This window comes from Aquabacterium sp., assembly GCF_036279675.1.
Classification (GTDB): domain Bacteria; phylum Pseudomonadota; class Gammaproteobacteria; order Burkholderiales; family Burkholderiaceae_C; genus Aquabacterium.
The window spans coordinates 1-15,928 of sequence record NZ_DASUIS010000138.1 but is presented as its reverse complement, the minus strand read 5'-3'; the positions used below and the strand labels follow the sequence as shown (position 1 = coordinate 15,928).

The window sequence follows — 15,928 nt, the reverse complement described above, 5'->3', positions numbered from 1 at the left end:
GCAGCGTGACCGCACCCGTTCGAATTAGCCCTGGCCAATCAGGCGCTTGAGCCCCAGCCATTGCTGGGCCCAGAAGCCTTCGCCGTAGTCACGCCCGCCCTGCTGCGGCAACTGATCGCGTATGCCGGTGGCAGCAAACTGACCATCGAAGCGCGCGGTGCGAAACACGATGTCCCAGATCGGGAACAGGACGGCGAAATTGCAGCCGCCCAGTGAACCGGGTTTGTCGCCTTCGTGGCCCAGGCCGATCGCGTGATGCAGGCGGTGAAACTTCGGCCCCACGAGCAGGCGCTCGCCCAGCCAGCCAAAGCTGAGCCGGGCATTGGCATGTGACAGGTTCTCGATCAACTGCGTGACGGCCACCACCGCCACGAACTGGCCAGGCGGCACGCCAATCGCACGCGCCGTGAACGCGATGATCAAATCGCGGATGACGTCGTCAAGCAGGTGATTGCGGTTGTCGCTCCACATCGTCATGTGACGCTGGCTGTGGTGCACCGCATGCAGCGCCCACCAGCGGTTGACGTGGTGCTGCCCGCGGTGGATCCAGTAATCCACCAGATCGAACACCAGCAGGTACAGCACGAAGCTGGCCCAGGCGGTATCGGTCACGCCCGGCCACCAGGGCGCCATCTCCGCATCAAGCTGCACGCCGTCCAACCCCAGCACACGGGCCTGGCCAAAGAGGCCGTCCAGCAAAGGCTCGACCGAAAAGAACATGGCCACGCGGAACACGCCCAGCCGATGCAGCAGCGTGTAGATCACGTCGGCCCTGACGCCCTTGTCAAAACCGAAATACTCGACCGGGCGCCAACGCTGCAATGGCGCGATCAGGCACAGCATCAGCACCAGCTGAATGAGGCCTACCAGCAACCACCCCGTGGCCGCGTAGGCATCTTCCAGCAGGTTGCCCATGCCGGCCGCAAACATGACGGGCTGCACGGCTTGCTCGAACAGCCATTGTTGAACCTGCCCGAACGCGTCGGTCAGGGGTGTGATCAGCGTGTCGTCGATCATGATGCCAGGTGCTCAGGGCTTGAGCGGGGCCGGCCCCGCCGCCGCAAAATCAGGATGATCGCGCAGTGTCGCGAAACACAGCCCGCGCGACTGCAACCCCACGATGAGCGGCTCCAGCACGGCGGGCGCCCACGGGTCCTGCCGCGACCAGATGCCCAGGTGCATCAGGAGGATGTCGCCCTGACGCACCTTGTTCAGCGCCTGCTTGAGCAGGGCCGCGTTGGGGTAGCGATCACTGGGCAGCTCATCGCCCAGGAAACCCGCGGGTGTCCAGGGCACATGCTGCCAGCCACAGGCCTTCGCAGCGGCCAGCAAGGCCGGCGATGTCTTGCCACCGGGCGCACGGAACAAGGCCCGCATGGGCTGCCCCGTCATCTCCTGAAAACGCCGGGCTGGCTGGGCCAGTTGCGCACAGTATTGCCGGGCCGTGAGAGACTGCACCTGCCCGGCCAGAGGGCCTGCCGTGCCTTTGAATTTGAAGCCACCAGCCTCATCGGCCTTCCAGCTCAGGTGGTCCCAGGTGTGAGAGCCGAAATCGTGTCCTTGTGCGGCCAGCGCCTTCCACCAGGGTGCCCATTGCGCGTCCAGCGTGCTGCCTTCCCGCTTGCCATCGACAGCCTGGGTGCGCTCGTTGGCCAGAAAGAACGTGGCCTTGACACCATGACGCTGGAGCGTGTCCACGATCAAGGGCGCCACGCCCATGTGGCCGGTGTCGATGGTGAGGTACACAGGCTTGCGGCAAGGCGTCGAACCGCCACCAGCTTCCGCTTTCAACGCGCTACCGGACAGGAGCAAGGCCGACAGGCAGGCCAGCAGCCTGCCCGAGCTCGCCATGGCCAGATCAGTTGCGCGGCGCATGATCCAGTGTCCACACGCCATGCGGCGAGCGCCCCATCGGGATCTGACGGATCACCTTCTGCGTGACCGTGTCGATGAAGGTCAGCTTGCGTGCCCAACGCGAGGTGACCAGGATGGTCTTGCCATCGGACAGCAAGTCCATGCAATCGGGGCCGCCTGGCGCCGGATACGTGGCCACCACCGACATGGTCTGCATGTCGATCTTGCTGATCGTGTTGGCCACCCGGTTGCTCAGCAAGACGTGGCGTTTGTCACCCCAGGCCCGGAACGCATGCGCGCCCTCGCCTGTCTTGATGCGCTTGCTCAGAACCGGCTTGGGGCCGGTGATGTCATACACCTCGACGAAGCTGTCGCCGGTCAGGCCGATCATCAACTGCTTGTCATCCGGCGTGAGGAACACGTCCGCCGGCAGCTTGCCCACAGGCACTTTCCAGCGCGGCGTCTGCGTGGCCAGGTCAATGGCGATCAGTTCATCGCTGTCCTGCATGGTCACGTAGGCGACCGTGCTCTTGCTGTCGATGTTGATGTGGCTGGGCGTCTTGCCGGTGGACACCCGCTTGGCCAGCACCAGATCCACACCGCCACCCAGGCGAGGTGTCGAGCGGTAGATGTCCACGTGGTTGAGGCGGTTGGCGGCGGTGACGAACCATTTCATGTCCGGCGAAAAGCGCAGCTGGTAGGGATCGGCAATGCCCTCCATCACGCGCTGCACCTGCCCAGTCCTCGGGTCCACCAGTGTCATGGAATCGGCCCGCGCATTGGCCACCATGAGCGATTTCTCGTCTGGCGTGAGGTAGAGGTGGTGCGGTTCCTTGCCCGTGGGCAGGCGGCGCAGTTCCTTGAAGCTCACGGCATCGACCACACTGATCGTGGCATCCAGCGAGTTCAGGACGAAGATCGGCGGCTTGGCAGGCGCGGACGCAGATTGAGAGGCTGCTGGCGAGATGAGCCCCAGGCTCAACACACCCGCCAGCAAGGCACCGGCGACATGCCATATGGGAGCATGTCGAGCGATGCTCGGTTTGTCTGTGCGGTTCATCGGATTACTTAACTTCGGTCAAGCTCTCCAGTGTAAGCCGGCCAGGGGCCCTGTCAGATCACCCGGCATGCATCGCCAGACATCCAGTTCGCCAGGATCGTCAATCGCGATCGCTGCCCAGGACCGAGCCCAGCAGGCCACCTGCGCCACCACCGAGGCTGCTCAGCAGATTACCCTCTTCGCGGCCACCGCTTCCTGTTTGCGGCGCTGCAGCAAAGATGCGGGACGCCAGTCTGGAGAACGGCAGGCTCTGCAGCCACACCTGGCCGGGGCCCGTCATCCTGGCCAGGAACACGCCCTCGCCGCCAAACAAGGCAGTCTTGATCTTGCCAACGTACTGGATGTCGAAGTCCACGCCGGTGGTGTAGGCCACCACACAGCCGGTATCGACCAGCAGGGTCTCGCCAGCCTTCAATTCACGCCGCACGACGGTACCGCCAGCGTGCACGAAAGCCATGCCATCACCTTCCAGCTTTTGCATGATGAAACCCTCACCACCGAAGAAGCCGGTCCCGAGCTTGCGCTGGAAGGCGATCCCCAGAGACACGCCACGTGCCGCGCACAGGAAGGCATCCTTCTGGCAGATCAGCGTGCCGCCGAGCTGCTTGAGGTCCATCGGCAGGATCTTGCCCGGGTAGGGGGCCGCGAATGCCACGCGCTTCTTGCCGCTGCCCTGGTTCTGGTAAACCGTGGTGAACAGACTCTCCCCGGTGATCAGGCGTTTGCCCGCCCCCAGCAACTTGCCAAAAATGCCGCCTTGTTGCGGCGATCCGTCACCAAAGACCGTGTCCATCTCGATGCCGGACTCCATGAACATCATGCTGCCGGCCTCGCCGATGGCCGCCTCGCCCGGGTCGAGCTCGACCTCCACGAACTGCATTTCAGCGCCTTTGATTTCGAAATCCACGACATCCATCGCCATCTCAGTGTTCTCCTGTAGTCAATACCCCGGCAGTGCGGGATTCACACAGCGCGTTGCATGCGTGAAAATAGGACGCACAACAAAGAACTGTGCAGGGGTACCATGAAGGAGGATTTTGTCCGACTTCCGGACGTCATGTTGCGACCAAGCAGTTAAAAGCCGCAATGCCTCATTTCGAACCCCTTCACTTGCCCACGCTGACCCTGGTCATCGGCGTCGTGCTGTTCATGGCCGCCGGGATCATGACCCTGGTCGGCGTGACGCAGCGCACCTACCGAGGCTACTGGTTCTGGACGGCAGCCCAGTGGGCCAACATGCTCAGCGCCCTGACGCTGTTCCTGCATGACACGCACCCCTGGATGGTGCCGCTGTCGGTCCTGCTGTCGCTGCAATGGCCCCTGACCATGCTGGCCGGCATGCGCCAGTTCTACATCCGCAGCAACTTTCGAACACCACCGCTCACGGACCTGGTCCTGCTGGTGGGGGGCTTTCTGGCCTACGTAACGATCTGGCGCCAGAACCCCAACGATGTCGGCGCACGCGTCGCCACATTCAGCTTCATCAACATCTGCTTCTACACCTACACCGCCTGGCAGGTGCATTCGATCCGCGACTGGCGCCAGAGCCCCTACCTGAAGGCCATCCTGTTCTTCCTGATCGTGGCGGCAGGTTTCCAGATGCCCCGCATGGTGGCGGCCTTCGGCGCATGGGGCGTGCCCGTGGCAGACCCCAACCAGATTCAGCAACCTGTGGTGCTGATCGGCCTGGTGGCCGCCGTCATGTTCTCGGTCTACATGTGCCTGCTGCTGACCTACGAGCGCACCGAGCAGGATCTGCGCGAGTCGCACCGACAGCTGCGCATCATGGCGGACTTCGACATGCTCACGCAGGTGCCCAACCGCCGCCACTTCAACGAAATGGCCGCACAGACCCTGCGCCTGAGCCCTCCCGGTTCTTCAGCTCTGATGGTGTTCAACATCGACCACTTCAAGCAGGTCAACGATGAAAGCGGGCATGCTGGCGGCGACGAAGCACTCAAGCTCGTGGCGGGCAGCGCACGCAAGATCCTGCGCAGCCGCGACCTGGTGGGCCGACTGGGCGGCGACGAGTTTGTGGCCTTGCTGCCCAACACCACCATCAACGATGCCCTGCACGTGGCAGACCGCATGGTCAGGCAGGTGGACCAGGGGCGCTCGTCGCTGCAACAAAGGCCCTTGAGCCTGAGTTTCGGTGTGGTGCAGATCCAGCCAGGCGAGTCCCTGCCGGACGCCACACACCGGGCTGATCAGGCCTTGCAGGAAGCCAAGCGGCAAGGGCGTGGCCGTGCGGTTGCGGCTGAGCAGGAAGGCGAAGAAGGCGTGTTCACGACGGTGCGCACGCTGGGCATCAACGAGGCCTGATCGCACTGCTGCGACAATCCCGGCATGTCAAAGTTCGATGTCGTCGTGATCGGCGCGGGTGCCGCCGGCCTGTTCTGTGCGGGCGTGGCGGGCCAGAGAGGCCTGAGTGTCCTGCTGCTGGACCATGCTGGCAAGGTGGCCGAGAAGATCCGCATTTCAGGTGGCGGCCGCTGCAACTTCACCAACCGTGAGGTCACGCCGGCCAACTTCCTGAGCGAGAACCCCCACTTCTGCCGCTCAGCCTTGACAGGGTTCACGCCCCAGCACTTCCTGAGCCTCATCGAGCGATATGGCATTGCCTGGCACGAAAAGCACAAGGGACAGCTGTTTTGCGACCGCAGCGCCGGCAACATCATCGACATGCTGCTCAAGGAGTGCGACGCGGGGGGCGTGGTTCGGCGCCAACCTTGCGCCGTGCATGCCGTCAGGCCGATGGCCTCCCCCGCGGCAGATCAGGCCCGATTCGAACTGGACACGGACCAAGGTCTGGTGCGCGCTCACCAGGTCGTGATCGCCACTGGCGGCCTGTCCATCCCGAAGATTGGCGCCACCGACTTCGGCCAGAGGCTTGCGGCGCAACTGGGCCACCGCATCGTGCCCTTGCGCCCTGCCCTGGTCCCCCTGACCTTTCCCGCCGAGCAATGGGCCCCGTTCGTCTCACTGGCGGGCATTTCGCTCGAGGTCGACATCAGCACGCCGCCTGCCCCGCCGGCCGACGGCGCCAAACGCAACAAGAAGGCTGCACCTGTCTCTTTCCTCGAAGACCTGCTGTTCACGCATCGAGGGCTGAGCGGTCCGGCCGTGCTGCAGATCTCGAGCTACTGGCAGCCAGGCCAGCCCTTGACGCTCAACCTCGTGCCCCAACAGGATCTGGCTGACAGCCTCAAGCAGGCCAAGACGGGCTCGCGCAAGCAGTTGTCCACCCAATGGGGATTGAGCCTGGGCGACACCGTACCGCAGCGCATGGCGCAAACCCTGCTGGCGCAACAGGCCGTGTCCAACCCAGCTCTGAAGCCGGACGCCGCCCTGGCCGAGCTCAAGGACAAGGATCTGGAAGCACTGGGGCAGGCAGGCAATGCCTGGTCCATCACACCCAATGGCACGGAAGGCTACGCCAAGGCGGAGGTCACCGCTGGCGGCGTCGATACCCGCGACCTCAGCTCCCAGACCATGGAGAGCAAGATCGTGCCCGGCCTGCACTTCATCGGCGAGGTGGTGGACGTCACCGGCTGGCTGGGCGGCTACAACTTTCAATGGGCCTGGGCCAGCGCGATGGCATGCGCCCGTGCCCTGATGCCGCTTCCGGGCTCACAACAGGATTAAGATGCCGGCCTATGAGCAGCACGCACTTCGGTTTTCAGCAGGTTGACGAGCAACAGAAGGCACAACGCGTTCGCGGTGTGTTCGACTCCGTCGCCGGCAAGTACGACATCATGAACGACCTGATGTCGATGGGTTTGCATCGCCTGTGGAAGGCCTACACCATTGCCGCCAGCGGCGTGCGTGAAGGCCACAAGGTGCTCGACATCGCTGGTGGCACGGGCGACCTGTCCGAGGCCTTCGCCAAGCGCGTGGGCACCACGGGCATGGTGGTACACACCGACATCAACGAGGCCATGCTGAGCACCGGGCGTGATCGCCTGCTCAACGCCGGCATGGCCCTGCCCACCACCTTGTGCGACGCCGAAAAGCTCCCCTTCCCCACAGGCACCTTCGACATCGTCACCGTGGCATTCGGCCTGCGCAACATGACGCACAAGGACCTGGCCCTCAAGGAAATGTGCCGCGTACTCAAGCCCGGTGGCCGCCTGCTGGTGCTGGAGTTCTCCAAGGTCGCCAAGCCGCTTGAAAAGGCTTACGACTGGTACTCGTTCAAGGTCCTGCCCAAGCTGGGCCAGATCATTGCCGGCGATGCCGCCAGCTACCAGTACCTGGCCGAATCCATCCGCATGCACCCCGATCAGGCCACGCTCAAGGGCATGATGAAGGAAGCCGGCTTCGGCCATGTGGACGTGCACAACATGACCGGCGGTGTCGTGGCCATGCACATGGGCATCAAGTGCTGAACACCTGATGCCCATCGTGGCGGCAGCGCCTGTGCCAGACGCTCAGGACTGCCCCAGCAGATCACCCTTGAGGCTGCGGTCAGACGGGTGCTCGCCCAGCCAGATCTTCAGCAAGGCACGATAGAAGTCCTCGCCGGCGATGTCCTTGCCCAAAGGCTTGCCACCCATGGTCACACGCGTACCGATGCCTGGCAGGTAGTCCAACTGGATCTGCGCGCCCTTCACCGCCTCGCCGGCATTGCGCATGGCCGTCTCCAACTCTTCGAGGCGAGGCTGCAAGCTGCGGAGATCGGCAGGGCTCACGTTGTCCACGATGCCCTCCATCAGGGCGTCGGTCAGCTTCTCGGCGGAGACATTGCGCAGCATCACGATGCGGATGCTCTTGGGGCCGGCCTGATTGAGGATACCGGCCGGCGCCGTTTCCTTGTGAGGCACGTACAGGCCTACGGCATACACCTTGATGATCATCTTGACGCGTACTCCCGCGCCATTGAGCACCAGGGCCTGGCTGGCCAGGCTGGTCTGATCGTCAAAACGCACGCCAGCCACTTCGCGGGCGGCATGGGTCGGCAAGGTCCAGAGGCTGGTCAGCGCCAGAACCAGACCCGCCAAGGTCGACTGAAAACGGTTCATCACGTGGATCGGACGGTAAAAACTGCCATTCAGGTCGAACCGATACGCGCCCTCCCGCCCATCCCGCCGTTCGACATCGCGGGGAAGGACATGCGCCAGAAACTTCATTGTCGACGCAACAACACAGATGTTACATTAACTCTGCAAGATAGGGTCGGTATCATGCAGGCCAATACCGTTATCCGACTATCGATGTCTGCCGTTCCTGCCAAAAATTCCCGCCATCGCCCTGCCCGCCCATCCGCGGACGGCAGCGAGATGACCGTTGAAGAACTCTCGGCGCGAACAGGCGTCAGCGTCCGCAATATCCGTGCATACCAGACTGCGGGCCTGATGCCTCCGCCAAGATTACAAGGGCGCCTGGGGCTGTATGACGCGGAACATCAGGGCAAACTGGAGCTGATTCGCGACTTGCGCCAGCAAGGATTCAGGCTGGAAGCCATCAAGGGCATGCTGGAAAAGACGCCGGAAGGCGCCTGGGGCGAGTACTCGCTCATCAGTGAGCTCTTCTCGACCACCTTCTTCACTGTCGAGGCCCCCAAGCGCAAGGGCATCAACGAGATGGCCGCCAACTGGGACACCAAGGCCACACCCGAACAGAAGGAACGCCTGGCCCGCAACGGCCTGTACCGCCCTGTGGGGGAAGACGAAGTCGAGATGCTGAGCCCTGCGCTCGAGCGCATCGGCATACAGCTGGCCGAGTTGAATGTGCCCCTCGACACCGTTCTGGACCTGCAGGACGAATTGATCAAGCACACCAGGGCCATTGCCAAGGCCTACGTGGAGCAACTCTTTCTGGAGCTGCTCAAGGCCATCACCAGCTCACAGCCGGCATCCAGTGACAAGGGCTCGCCAGCAGCGAAGCTGGCGCCGGACCCCAATGTCGTGGGCGCCATGAAAGGCCTGTTCGAACGGCTGCGCCCGCTGGCGATTGGCTCGGTCAGTGCGGCCTTCCCTGTGGTACTGCAACAGGAATTTGACCGCGCCATCCAGAAGCAACAGAAGAAGCGCAGCTGAGCAGATTCCGATCAGCCCTGCACCATGGCTCCGGTCGTGAAAAAGGCGCCACCAGCCACGTGATGCAGGCTGCGTTGCGCGTCATGGTCGAGGTGCCAACGTCCGTCACGGAACACCGATGGATCCGCCCAGGCGGCCACCACCTCTGCCAGAAAAAGGTCATGGCGCTGGGCCATTTCAGGCTCAGGCAAGACCTTGCACTCCAGCCAGGCCACACACCCCTCCACGAGGGGCGCCCCCACCGTTGATGCGGGGGCAGCCTGCAAGCCGCACACCTCGAATTTGTCTTGCGCCAGGTCTTTGCCACTCTGGCTGCCCGCTGCCATGACCTGATGGACCAAGGCCACCGGCGGGACCGACAACACAAACTCGCCCGAAGCCTCGATCAAGGCCCTTGTATAAGCCTGCTTGTCGATCACGACGGCCACTTTGGGCGGATTGAAATCAAGCGGCATGTTCCACGCAGCCGCCATCACATTGCGGCGACCGCCGTGAGCGGCACTGACCAGTACGGTGGGCCCGTGATTGAGCAGGCGATATGCCTTGCTCAGCTCGACAGGTACGCGCACGGCGTGGCTAGGCTGATCAGGGGCGCTCGTCATGAAGGGACTCCGACAATTCAGTTCATCCGAGCCAAGCCGCTCTGCGTGAACGGGGGGCAGAAAACACGAAAGGGTCAGTAGTTTCCTACTGACCCTCGTGAACTTCTTTGGTCGGGGCGGCGGGATTCGAACTCGCGACCCCTTGCACCCCATGCAAGTGCGCTACCAGGCTGCGCTACGCCCCGACGAAGACTTAGACTATAGCATGGGTTTTTTGATTTTTTGGAAACTCTCGCAAACTTTTTGTCATCAAGACAACAGATCGCGGATCGACAGCAAGGCTTCGCGCAGCGCCATGACCGAGTCAGGGCTCAGTTTGTCCAGTTCAGGCAAGGCCGGCATCATCCAGGCCGCATCGGCCATGGCAGGCGTGCTGGCCTGCAGGGCGCGCGCCGCACGACCATCCAGCAAGCCGTTGGATGCCGCGCCATGGTGTGCACCGTTGAGCACGCCAGCCGACACGGGCGGCATGCCACCCGCATGGTTGCGCGCCGGGCTCTGCGGCTCATCCATCACGCCATCCAGTTCTTCCGCCGCTGGCGCCAGGACACCCATCTCGGCCAACTGATTGCGGGCACCACTGATGGTGAAACCCTGCTCGTACAGCAACTCGCGGATGCGGCGAATCAACAGCACCTCGTGATGCTGGTAGTAGCGGCGATTGCCGCGGCGCTTCATGGGTTTGAGCTGGACGAACTCCTGCTCCCAGTAGCGCAGCACATAAGGCTTGACCAGGCACAGTTCGCTCACCTCACCAATGGTGAAGTAGCGCTTGGCAGGAATGGGGGGCAAGACGCCCTCGACGCGGTCCATGGATCCCATCGCAGACTACAGATCAGTTTCCCGATGTTCCGTAAAAATCCCGAGCAAGATCAACAAGATCGGGAAAAGGTTTCAGACTTTACTCCAAGTCTTCACCAGATGGAATGTCACCTTGCACCATGCCTTTGAGCTTCTGGCTGGCGTGGAAGGTCACGACATTGCGCGCCTTGATGGGAATCGCCTCACCCGTACGGGGATTACGTCCCGGGCGCGGTGCTTTGCGGCGAATCTGGAAGTTGCCAAAGCCCGACAGCTTCACGTCGGTGCCCTGCACCAGGGTGTCGTTGACCAGCTCGAAAAACGCCTCGACCATGTCCTTGGACTCACGCTTGTTGAGGCCCAGGCGCTCGAACAGCATGTCGGCCAGCTCGGCCTTGGTCAGGGTTGGCGTTTCGATGGTGGGCAACAACACCGTCAGATCACTGATCTTTTCGCTCATCTCTCAGGCCCTCCCCGGCCTCAGGCACGAACTCGTGCGCCAATGTTGCTGTCCAGGGAGGCCAGGACGGCCTTCATGGCGGCTTCAATGCGCTCATCGGTCAAAGTCTGCTCATCATCGCGCAGTTCCACGCGCACGGCCAGACTGCGCTCGTTGTCGGCGATGCCGGCCACGGGCGTCTTGGGCTTGTAGATGTCAAACAAGCGGGCACCACGCACCAGGCCCTCGCTCGGGGCCTTGGTGATGGCGGCGATCAAGGCGTCGTGCGGCGTGCTGTCCTGCACCACCAGGGCCAGGTCACGGTAGACCGACTGCATCTTGGGCACGCTGGTGAACGCGGGTACCACGCGCTGTACCAGCACGTCGGCATCCAGCTCGAACAGCACCGGCGCCAGCGGCAGGTCATACGACTGGCGCCACTTGGGGTGCAACTCACCCACGAAGCCCACCGCCTTGTCGTCCACCACCACCTGCGCGCAACGGCCTGGATGGAAGGCGGGGTGCTCGGCGGTCACGAACTGAGGCTGGCGCGGGGCCAGCAAGGCCTCCACGTCGCCCTTCACGTCGAAGAAATCCACGTTGCGGGCAGCCGTGCCCCATTGCAGCGCGTCAGCCGAGCCATAGGCCAGGCCGCTCACGCGTACAGGCTGATCAAAGCCCGCCACGGTCTGCGCGCCGTCTTGCACGGACGCGTCACGCTTGAACACGCGCCCCACTTCAAAGATGCGCACGCGATCAGCCTTGCGCGACAGATTGGTCTTGAGCACCTCGACCAGGCTGCCGATCAGGCTGGAACGCATCACGGCCAGCGGGCTGGCGATCGGGTTGAGCACACGGATCGGGTTGGTGTTGCCGGCGAAATCGGCTTCCCACTTTTCTTCCACGAAGCTGAAGGTGATGGCTTCCTGATAGCCACGCGCGGCCACGGCACGGCGAACGGCGTACAGGCCACGCTGTGCCTCAGGACGCACCTGCGACGTCACCGGCGCCTTGGGTGCACGCTTGGGCAGCTTGTCGAAGCCGATCACGCGCACCACTTCCTCGATCAGGTCTTCCTCGATCTGGATGTCGAAGCGCCAGCTCGGAGGCGTGACGACCAGGTGCGTGTCGTCCTTCTTGGCCTGTGCCGTGAAAGGCAGATCCAGGCGCGTCAGCACCTGCTCGACTTCCGTCAGCGTCACGGGCATGCCGATCACACGCTGGGCGCGCGACAGACGCAGCGTCACCGGCTTGCGATCGGGCTTCTGCACGATCTGGTCGTCCAGCGGGCCAGCCTGTCCACCGCAGATGTCGATGATCAGGCGGGTGATGCGCTCGATGTAATCGGCAGTGGGCGCCGGGTCCACGCCACGCTCGTAACGATGCGAGGCGTCGGTCGAGAAGTTGTAGCGACGGGCACGGCCAGCAATGGCCTTGGGCCACCAGAACGCGGCCTCCAGGTAGACATTGCGGGTGTCATCACCCACGGCGGTGGCGTCGCCACCCATGATGCCGGCCAGCGACTCGACCTGGTTGCCGTCCGCGATCACGCCAACTTGCTCATCCAGCGTGATGGTGTTGCCGTTGAGCAGCTTGAGTTGCTCGCCGGCCTTGCCCCAGCGCACGGCCAGCTCGCCATGGATCTTGTCCAGATCGAACACGTGCGAAGGCTGCCCCAGCTCGAACATCACATAGTTGGAGATGTCCACCAGTGGGGACACCGAACGCTGACCACAACGCGCCAGGCGTTCGACCATCCATTCCGGCGTCCTGGCTTGCGGATTGACACCACGGATCACACGGCCGGCAAAACGACCACACAGGTCGGCCGCTTCCACGGTCACTTTCACGCGGGCGTCGATCTCGGGCTTGACGGGCGCCACAGCGGGCAAGGTCAAGGGAGCGCCGGTCAAGGCGGCCACTTCGCGAGCGATGCCCGCCACGCTCAGGCAATGCGCCAGATTGGGCGTGAGCTTGAGCGTGAACAGCGTGTCGTCGAGCTTGAGGTGCTCGCGGATGTTCTGGCCAATCGGTGCGTCATCCGCCAGGATGTGCAGGCCGTTCGACTCCTCCGACACACCCAGTTCGCGCGCCGAGCACAGCATGCCCTGGCTTTCCACGCCACGCAGCTTGCCCAGCTTGATCTTGAACGGCTTGCCATCGGCACCTGGCGGCAATTCGGCCCCCACCGTGGCGCAAGGGATCTTGATGCCCGGGCGCACATTGGGCGCACCGCACACGATCTGCAACACGGCGCCCGTACCGGCATCCACCTTGCACACGTTCAGACGATCGGCATCCGGGTGCTTGGCCACTTCCAGCACATGCCCCACCACCACGCCCGTGAAAGGCGGCGCAACGGGTTGCAGCTCTTCCACTTCCAGACCAGCCATGGTCAGGAGATCGGCCAGTTGCTGCGTGGTCAGGTCGGGGTTGCAGAAGGTTCGCAGCCAGGACTCGGGGAATTGCATGTCAGTGATCCTTGGGAATCGGTATGTTTGGTTCGATCAGATGAGCTCGGACGGGTAATCCGCGTCCAGCACCACGCGATAACGGGCCTTGCCCGCGCGCAGGTGCTCCAGCGCATCGTTGATGCGGCTCATCGGGAAATGTTCTGTTTGAGGCTCGATGCCATGGCGTGCGGCAAAGTCGAGCATGGTGTCAATGTCCTGGCGCGAGCCCGTTGGCGAGCCCGACACACTGCGTTGGCCACCGATCAGCGGGAAGGCTTCCACCTCCATCGGTTGCGGCAGGATGCCCACGATGTGCAGGCGACCATTGGGTGCCAGCGTGCTCATCAGGGCCTTCCAGTTCAGCATGACATTGACCGTGACCAGCACCATGTCCAGCTTGCCGGCCACCTGCTTCATGGACTTGGCATCCACGCTGGAGACCACGTTGTGTGCGCCCAGCTGCAAGGCCTCATCGCGCTTGGATTCGCTGGATGTGAAGGCCGTGACCTCGCAACCCCAGGCGCGCGCGAACTTGAGCGCCAGGTGCCCCAGACCGCCAATGCCCACCACGCCCACGCGGTGCGTCGGCTTGATGCCGAAGTTCAGGAAAGGCGAGAACACCGTGATGCCACCACACAGCAGCGGGCCAGCCTTGGAAGGATCGAGCTTTTCAGGGATGGGGCACGTCCACAGCCAGTGCGCACGCACGCGCTCGGCAAAGCCGCCGTTGTGCCCCACGATGGTGGGCACGCCGGCACGGCACAGCTGCGGCTCGCCCCCCAGGCAGCTCTTGCAGGACATGCAGCTTGCGGCCATCCAGCCAATGCCCACACGCTGACCCAGCTTCAGGCCCTTGGTGCTGCTGCCCAGCGCGACGACCGTGCCCACCACCTCGTGGCCACCGATGATCGGGTAGCCCGAGAAGCCCCATTCGTTGTCGATCAAGGACAAGTCGGAGTGGCACAGGCCGCAATGCTCGACCTTGACCTCCACCTCTTCCGCACCGAGGGGGCCCGGCTCATACGAAGTGGCCACAAGCGGCTTGGAAGCCTCTTGCGCAGCCCAGGCACGGATGGTGGTAGCGGAAGTCGTGGTCATGGCAGAGATCCTTAGGCAGGTGTAGCGGGACTCAAAGCATCACACAAACGGCAAAGGCCTTGCGGCCCTTGCCTTTACTGGAATTGCTGCAGGAAACGCAGATCGCCTTCGTAGAACAGGCGAAGGTCGTTCACGCCATAGCGCAGCATGGTCAGGCGATCCGGCCCCAGACCAAAGGCAAAGCCGATGTAGTGCTCAGGATCCAGACCGAAATTGCGCACCACGTTCGGGTGCACCTGCCCTGCCCCGCCAACTTCCAGCCAGCGGCCCTTGAGCGGCCCCGAGGCGAAAGCGATGTCCACTTCAGCCGAAGGTTCGGTGAACGGGAAGAAGGATGGACGGAAGCGGATGTCCAGCTCATCGGTCTCGAAGAACGTGCTGAAGAAGTCGCCCAGCACGGCCTTCAAGTCCGTGAAGCTGACGCTCTCGCCGATCCACAGGCCTTCGCACTGGTGGAACATCGGCGAGTGCGTGGCGTCACTGTCCACACGGTAGGTGCGGCCCGGCGCAATCACGCGAATCTCGGGCATGCGCTCGCCCTTGGCGATGGCTTCAGCATGTTGCTTCACATGCTGTACCGCGTAACGCACCTGCATCGGGCTGGTGTGTGTACGCAGCAGATGACCACCTTCCACATAGAAGGTGTCGTGCATGGAGCGCGCGGGATGGTCTTCCGGCGTGTTCAGGGCGGTGAAGTTGAACCAGTCGGCTTCGATTTCCGGGCCATCGGCCACGGCAAAACCCATCGAACCGAAAATGCCTTCAATGCGCTCGATGCTGAGCGACACAGGGTGAAGGCCACCCTCGCCACGACGGCGACCGGGCAAGGTCACGTCCAGCGATTCTGCACGCAACTGTGCAGCCAGTTCTGCATCAGCCAACGCCTGACGACGCGCATTCAGCGCCGCTTCAACCTGCTGCTTGGCCTGGTTGATGGCCGCACCACGGGTTTTCTTTTCTTCAGGGCTGAGCGCGCCCATGCCTTTGAGCAATTCGGTCACGCTGCCAGACTTGCCCAGGAAACGGGCCTTGGCGTTTTCGAGGTCGGCGGGCGTGGCTGTGGCGGCAAATGCCTCTTGGGCAGATTGCACCAGCGCCTGGAGATCGCTGTGGGTGTCGGTCATGGTCTTTTGTCGAAAAAAAAGGCCAACGCGATGTTGGCCTTTAGTTCACCGGCCTGACGACCGGCGCAGCATCTTGCGAGCTGTCTGCTCGATAACGATCAAGCAGCCAGTTGAGCCTTGGCCTTTTCAACGATGCTGGCGAAAGCAGCAGGATCGTTGACAGCCATGTCAGCCAGCACCTTGCGATCGATTTCGATCGAAGCCTTCTTGATGCCAGCAATGAACTTGCTGTAGGTCAGGCCCAGTGCACGGCTACCGGCGTTGATACGTGCAATCCACAGACGGCGGAATTCACGCTTCTTGGCACGGCGGTCACGGTAGGCATATTGACCTGCCTTCATGACGGCTTGTTTGGCGATGCGGTATACGTTCTTGCGGCGACCACGGAAACCCTTGGCCAGGGCGAGAACTTTCTTATGACGAGCGCGGGCTGTTACACCACGTTTGACGCGAGGCATG

General features: G+C 63.0%; 15 protein-coding genes, 1 tRNA gene and 1 pseudogene. 4 read left to right on the top strand and 13 right to left on the bottom strand.

What is annotated here, in order from left to right; all coding sequences use genetic code 11:
• Positions 1–24: 24 nt before the first annotated feature.
• From VFW93_RS15735 to VFW93_RS15720, 4 genes are all read right to left on the bottom strand, one after another.
• A complete protein-coding gene (locus VFW93_RS15735; RefSeq protein ID WP_329694953.1) occupies positions 25–999 on the bottom strand; it encodes a sterol desaturase family protein in 975 nt (324 codons plus the stop codon).
• Positions 1,000–1,029: 30 nt separating this feature from the next.
• The gene (locus tag VFW93_RS15730; protein ID WP_329694911.1) at positions 1,030–1,875 is read right to left on the bottom strand and encodes a polysaccharide deacetylase family protein; all 846 of its coding nucleotides are present in this window, start codon (positions 1,873–1,875) and stop codon (positions 1,030–1,032) included.
• Positions 1,859–2,914: a YncE family protein gene (locus tag VFW93_RS15725; RefSeq protein ID WP_329694910.1), complete on the bottom strand. Its 1,056-nt coding sequence runs from the start codon at positions 2,912–2,914 to the stop codon at positions 1,859–1,861. Before VFW93_RS15725 ends, VFW93_RS15730 begins: the two co-directional genes overlap by 17 nt.
• A gap of 100 nt (positions 2,915–3,014) precedes the next feature.
• Positions 3,015–3,836, bottom strand: a complete 822-nt coding sequence (locus VFW93_RS15720; protein ID WP_329694909.1) for a TIGR00266 family protein — start codon at positions 3,834–3,836, stop codon at positions 3,015–3,017.
• A 164-nt stretch (positions 3,837–4,000) separates the two neighbouring features.
• Between VFW93_RS15720 and VFW93_RS15715 the strand changes: the two genes are divergently transcribed.
• The 3 genes from VFW93_RS15715 to ubiE are packed head-to-tail and all read left to right on the top strand — an operon-like array spanning position 4,001 to position 7,302.
• Entirely contained in the window at positions 4,001–5,236 is a 1,236-nt protein-coding gene (locus VFW93_RS15715) for a GGDEF domain-containing protein (RefSeq protein ID WP_329694908.1), read from the top strand.
• Between the two features lie 24 nt (positions 5,237–5,260).
• On the top strand, positions 5,261–6,559 hold the full coding sequence (locus tag VFW93_RS15710; RefSeq protein ID WP_329694907.1) for an NAD(P)/FAD-dependent oxidoreductase: 1,299 nt from the start codon (positions 5,261–5,263) through the stop codon (positions 6,557–6,559).
• 11 nt (positions 6,560–6,570) lie between these two features.
• Positions 6,571–7,302: a bifunctional demethylmenaquinone methyltransferase/2-methoxy-6-polyprenyl-1,4-benzoquinol methylase UbiE gene (gene ubiE / locus VFW93_RS15705; protein ID WP_329694906.1), complete on the top strand. Its 732-nt coding sequence runs from the start codon at positions 6,571–6,573 to the stop codon at positions 7,300–7,302.
• Positions 7,303–7,344: 42 nt separating this feature from the next.
• On the opposite strand, the gene VFW93_RS15700 is transcribed toward ubiE, so the two are convergent.
• Positions 7,345–7,935, bottom strand: coding sequence for a chalcone isomerase family protein (locus tag VFW93_RS15700; protein WP_329694905.1), 591 nt, complete (start codon positions 7,933–7,935; stop codon positions 7,345–7,347).
• A 258-nt stretch (positions 7,936–8,193) separates the two neighbouring features.
• Here VFW93_RS15700 and VFW93_RS15695 point away from each other — a divergent pair, with 258 nt between their 5' ends.
• Positions 8,194–8,952, top strand: a complete 759-nt coding sequence (locus tag VFW93_RS15695) for a MerR family transcriptional regulator (RefSeq protein WP_329694904.1) — start codon at positions 8,194–8,196, stop codon at positions 8,950–8,952.
• An 11-nt stretch (positions 8,953–8,963) separates the two neighbouring features.
• Here VFW93_RS15695 and VFW93_RS15690 read toward each other — a convergent pair whose 3' ends face one another.
• From VFW93_RS15690 to rplT, 8 genes and pseudogenes are all read right to left on the bottom strand, one after another.
• On the bottom strand, positions 8,964–9,554 hold the full coding sequence (locus VFW93_RS15690) for a flavin reductase family protein (RefSeq protein WP_329694903.1): 591 nt from the start codon (positions 9,552–9,554) through the stop codon (positions 8,964–8,966).
• 108 nt (positions 9,555–9,662) lie between these two features.
• A tRNA-Pro gene (locus VFW93_RS15685) sits at positions 9,663–9,739 on the bottom strand.
• A gap of 372 nt (positions 9,740–10,111) precedes the next feature.
• A pseudogene (locus tag VFW93_RS18935) lies at positions 10,112–10,367 on the bottom strand (MerR family transcriptional regulator); the annotation flags it as partial.
• Between the two features lie 88 nt (positions 10,368–10,455).
• Entirely contained in the window at positions 10,456–10,815 is a 360-nt protein-coding gene (locus tag VFW93_RS15675) for an integration host factor subunit alpha (RefSeq protein ID WP_290675786.1), read from the bottom strand.
• A gap of 20 nt (positions 10,816–10,835) precedes the next feature.
• Positions 10,836–13,265 (bottom strand): phenylalanine--tRNA ligase subunit beta, encoded by a 2,430-nt coding sequence (gene pheT / locus VFW93_RS15670; RefSeq protein WP_329694901.1) that lies wholly within the window; start codon positions 13,263–13,265, stop codon positions 10,836–10,838.
• A gap of 36 nt (positions 13,266–13,301) precedes the next feature.
• Entirely contained in the window at positions 13,302–14,345 is a 1,044-nt protein-coding gene (ahr, locus tag VFW93_RS15665) for an NADPH-dependent aldehyde reductase Ahr (RefSeq protein ID WP_329694900.1), read from the bottom strand.
• 74 nt (positions 14,346–14,419) lie between these two features.
• A complete protein-coding gene (locus VFW93_RS15660) occupies positions 14,420–15,469 on the bottom strand; it encodes a phenylalanine--tRNA ligase subunit alpha (protein WP_329694899.1) in 1,050 nt (349 codons plus the stop codon).
• A 98-nt stretch (positions 15,470–15,567) separates the two neighbouring features.
• Entirely contained in the window at positions 15,568–15,927 is a 360-nt protein-coding gene (gene rplT / locus VFW93_RS15655; RefSeq protein WP_058089095.1) for a 50S ribosomal protein L20, read from the bottom strand.
• Between the last annotated feature and the right edge of the window lies 1 nt (position 15,928).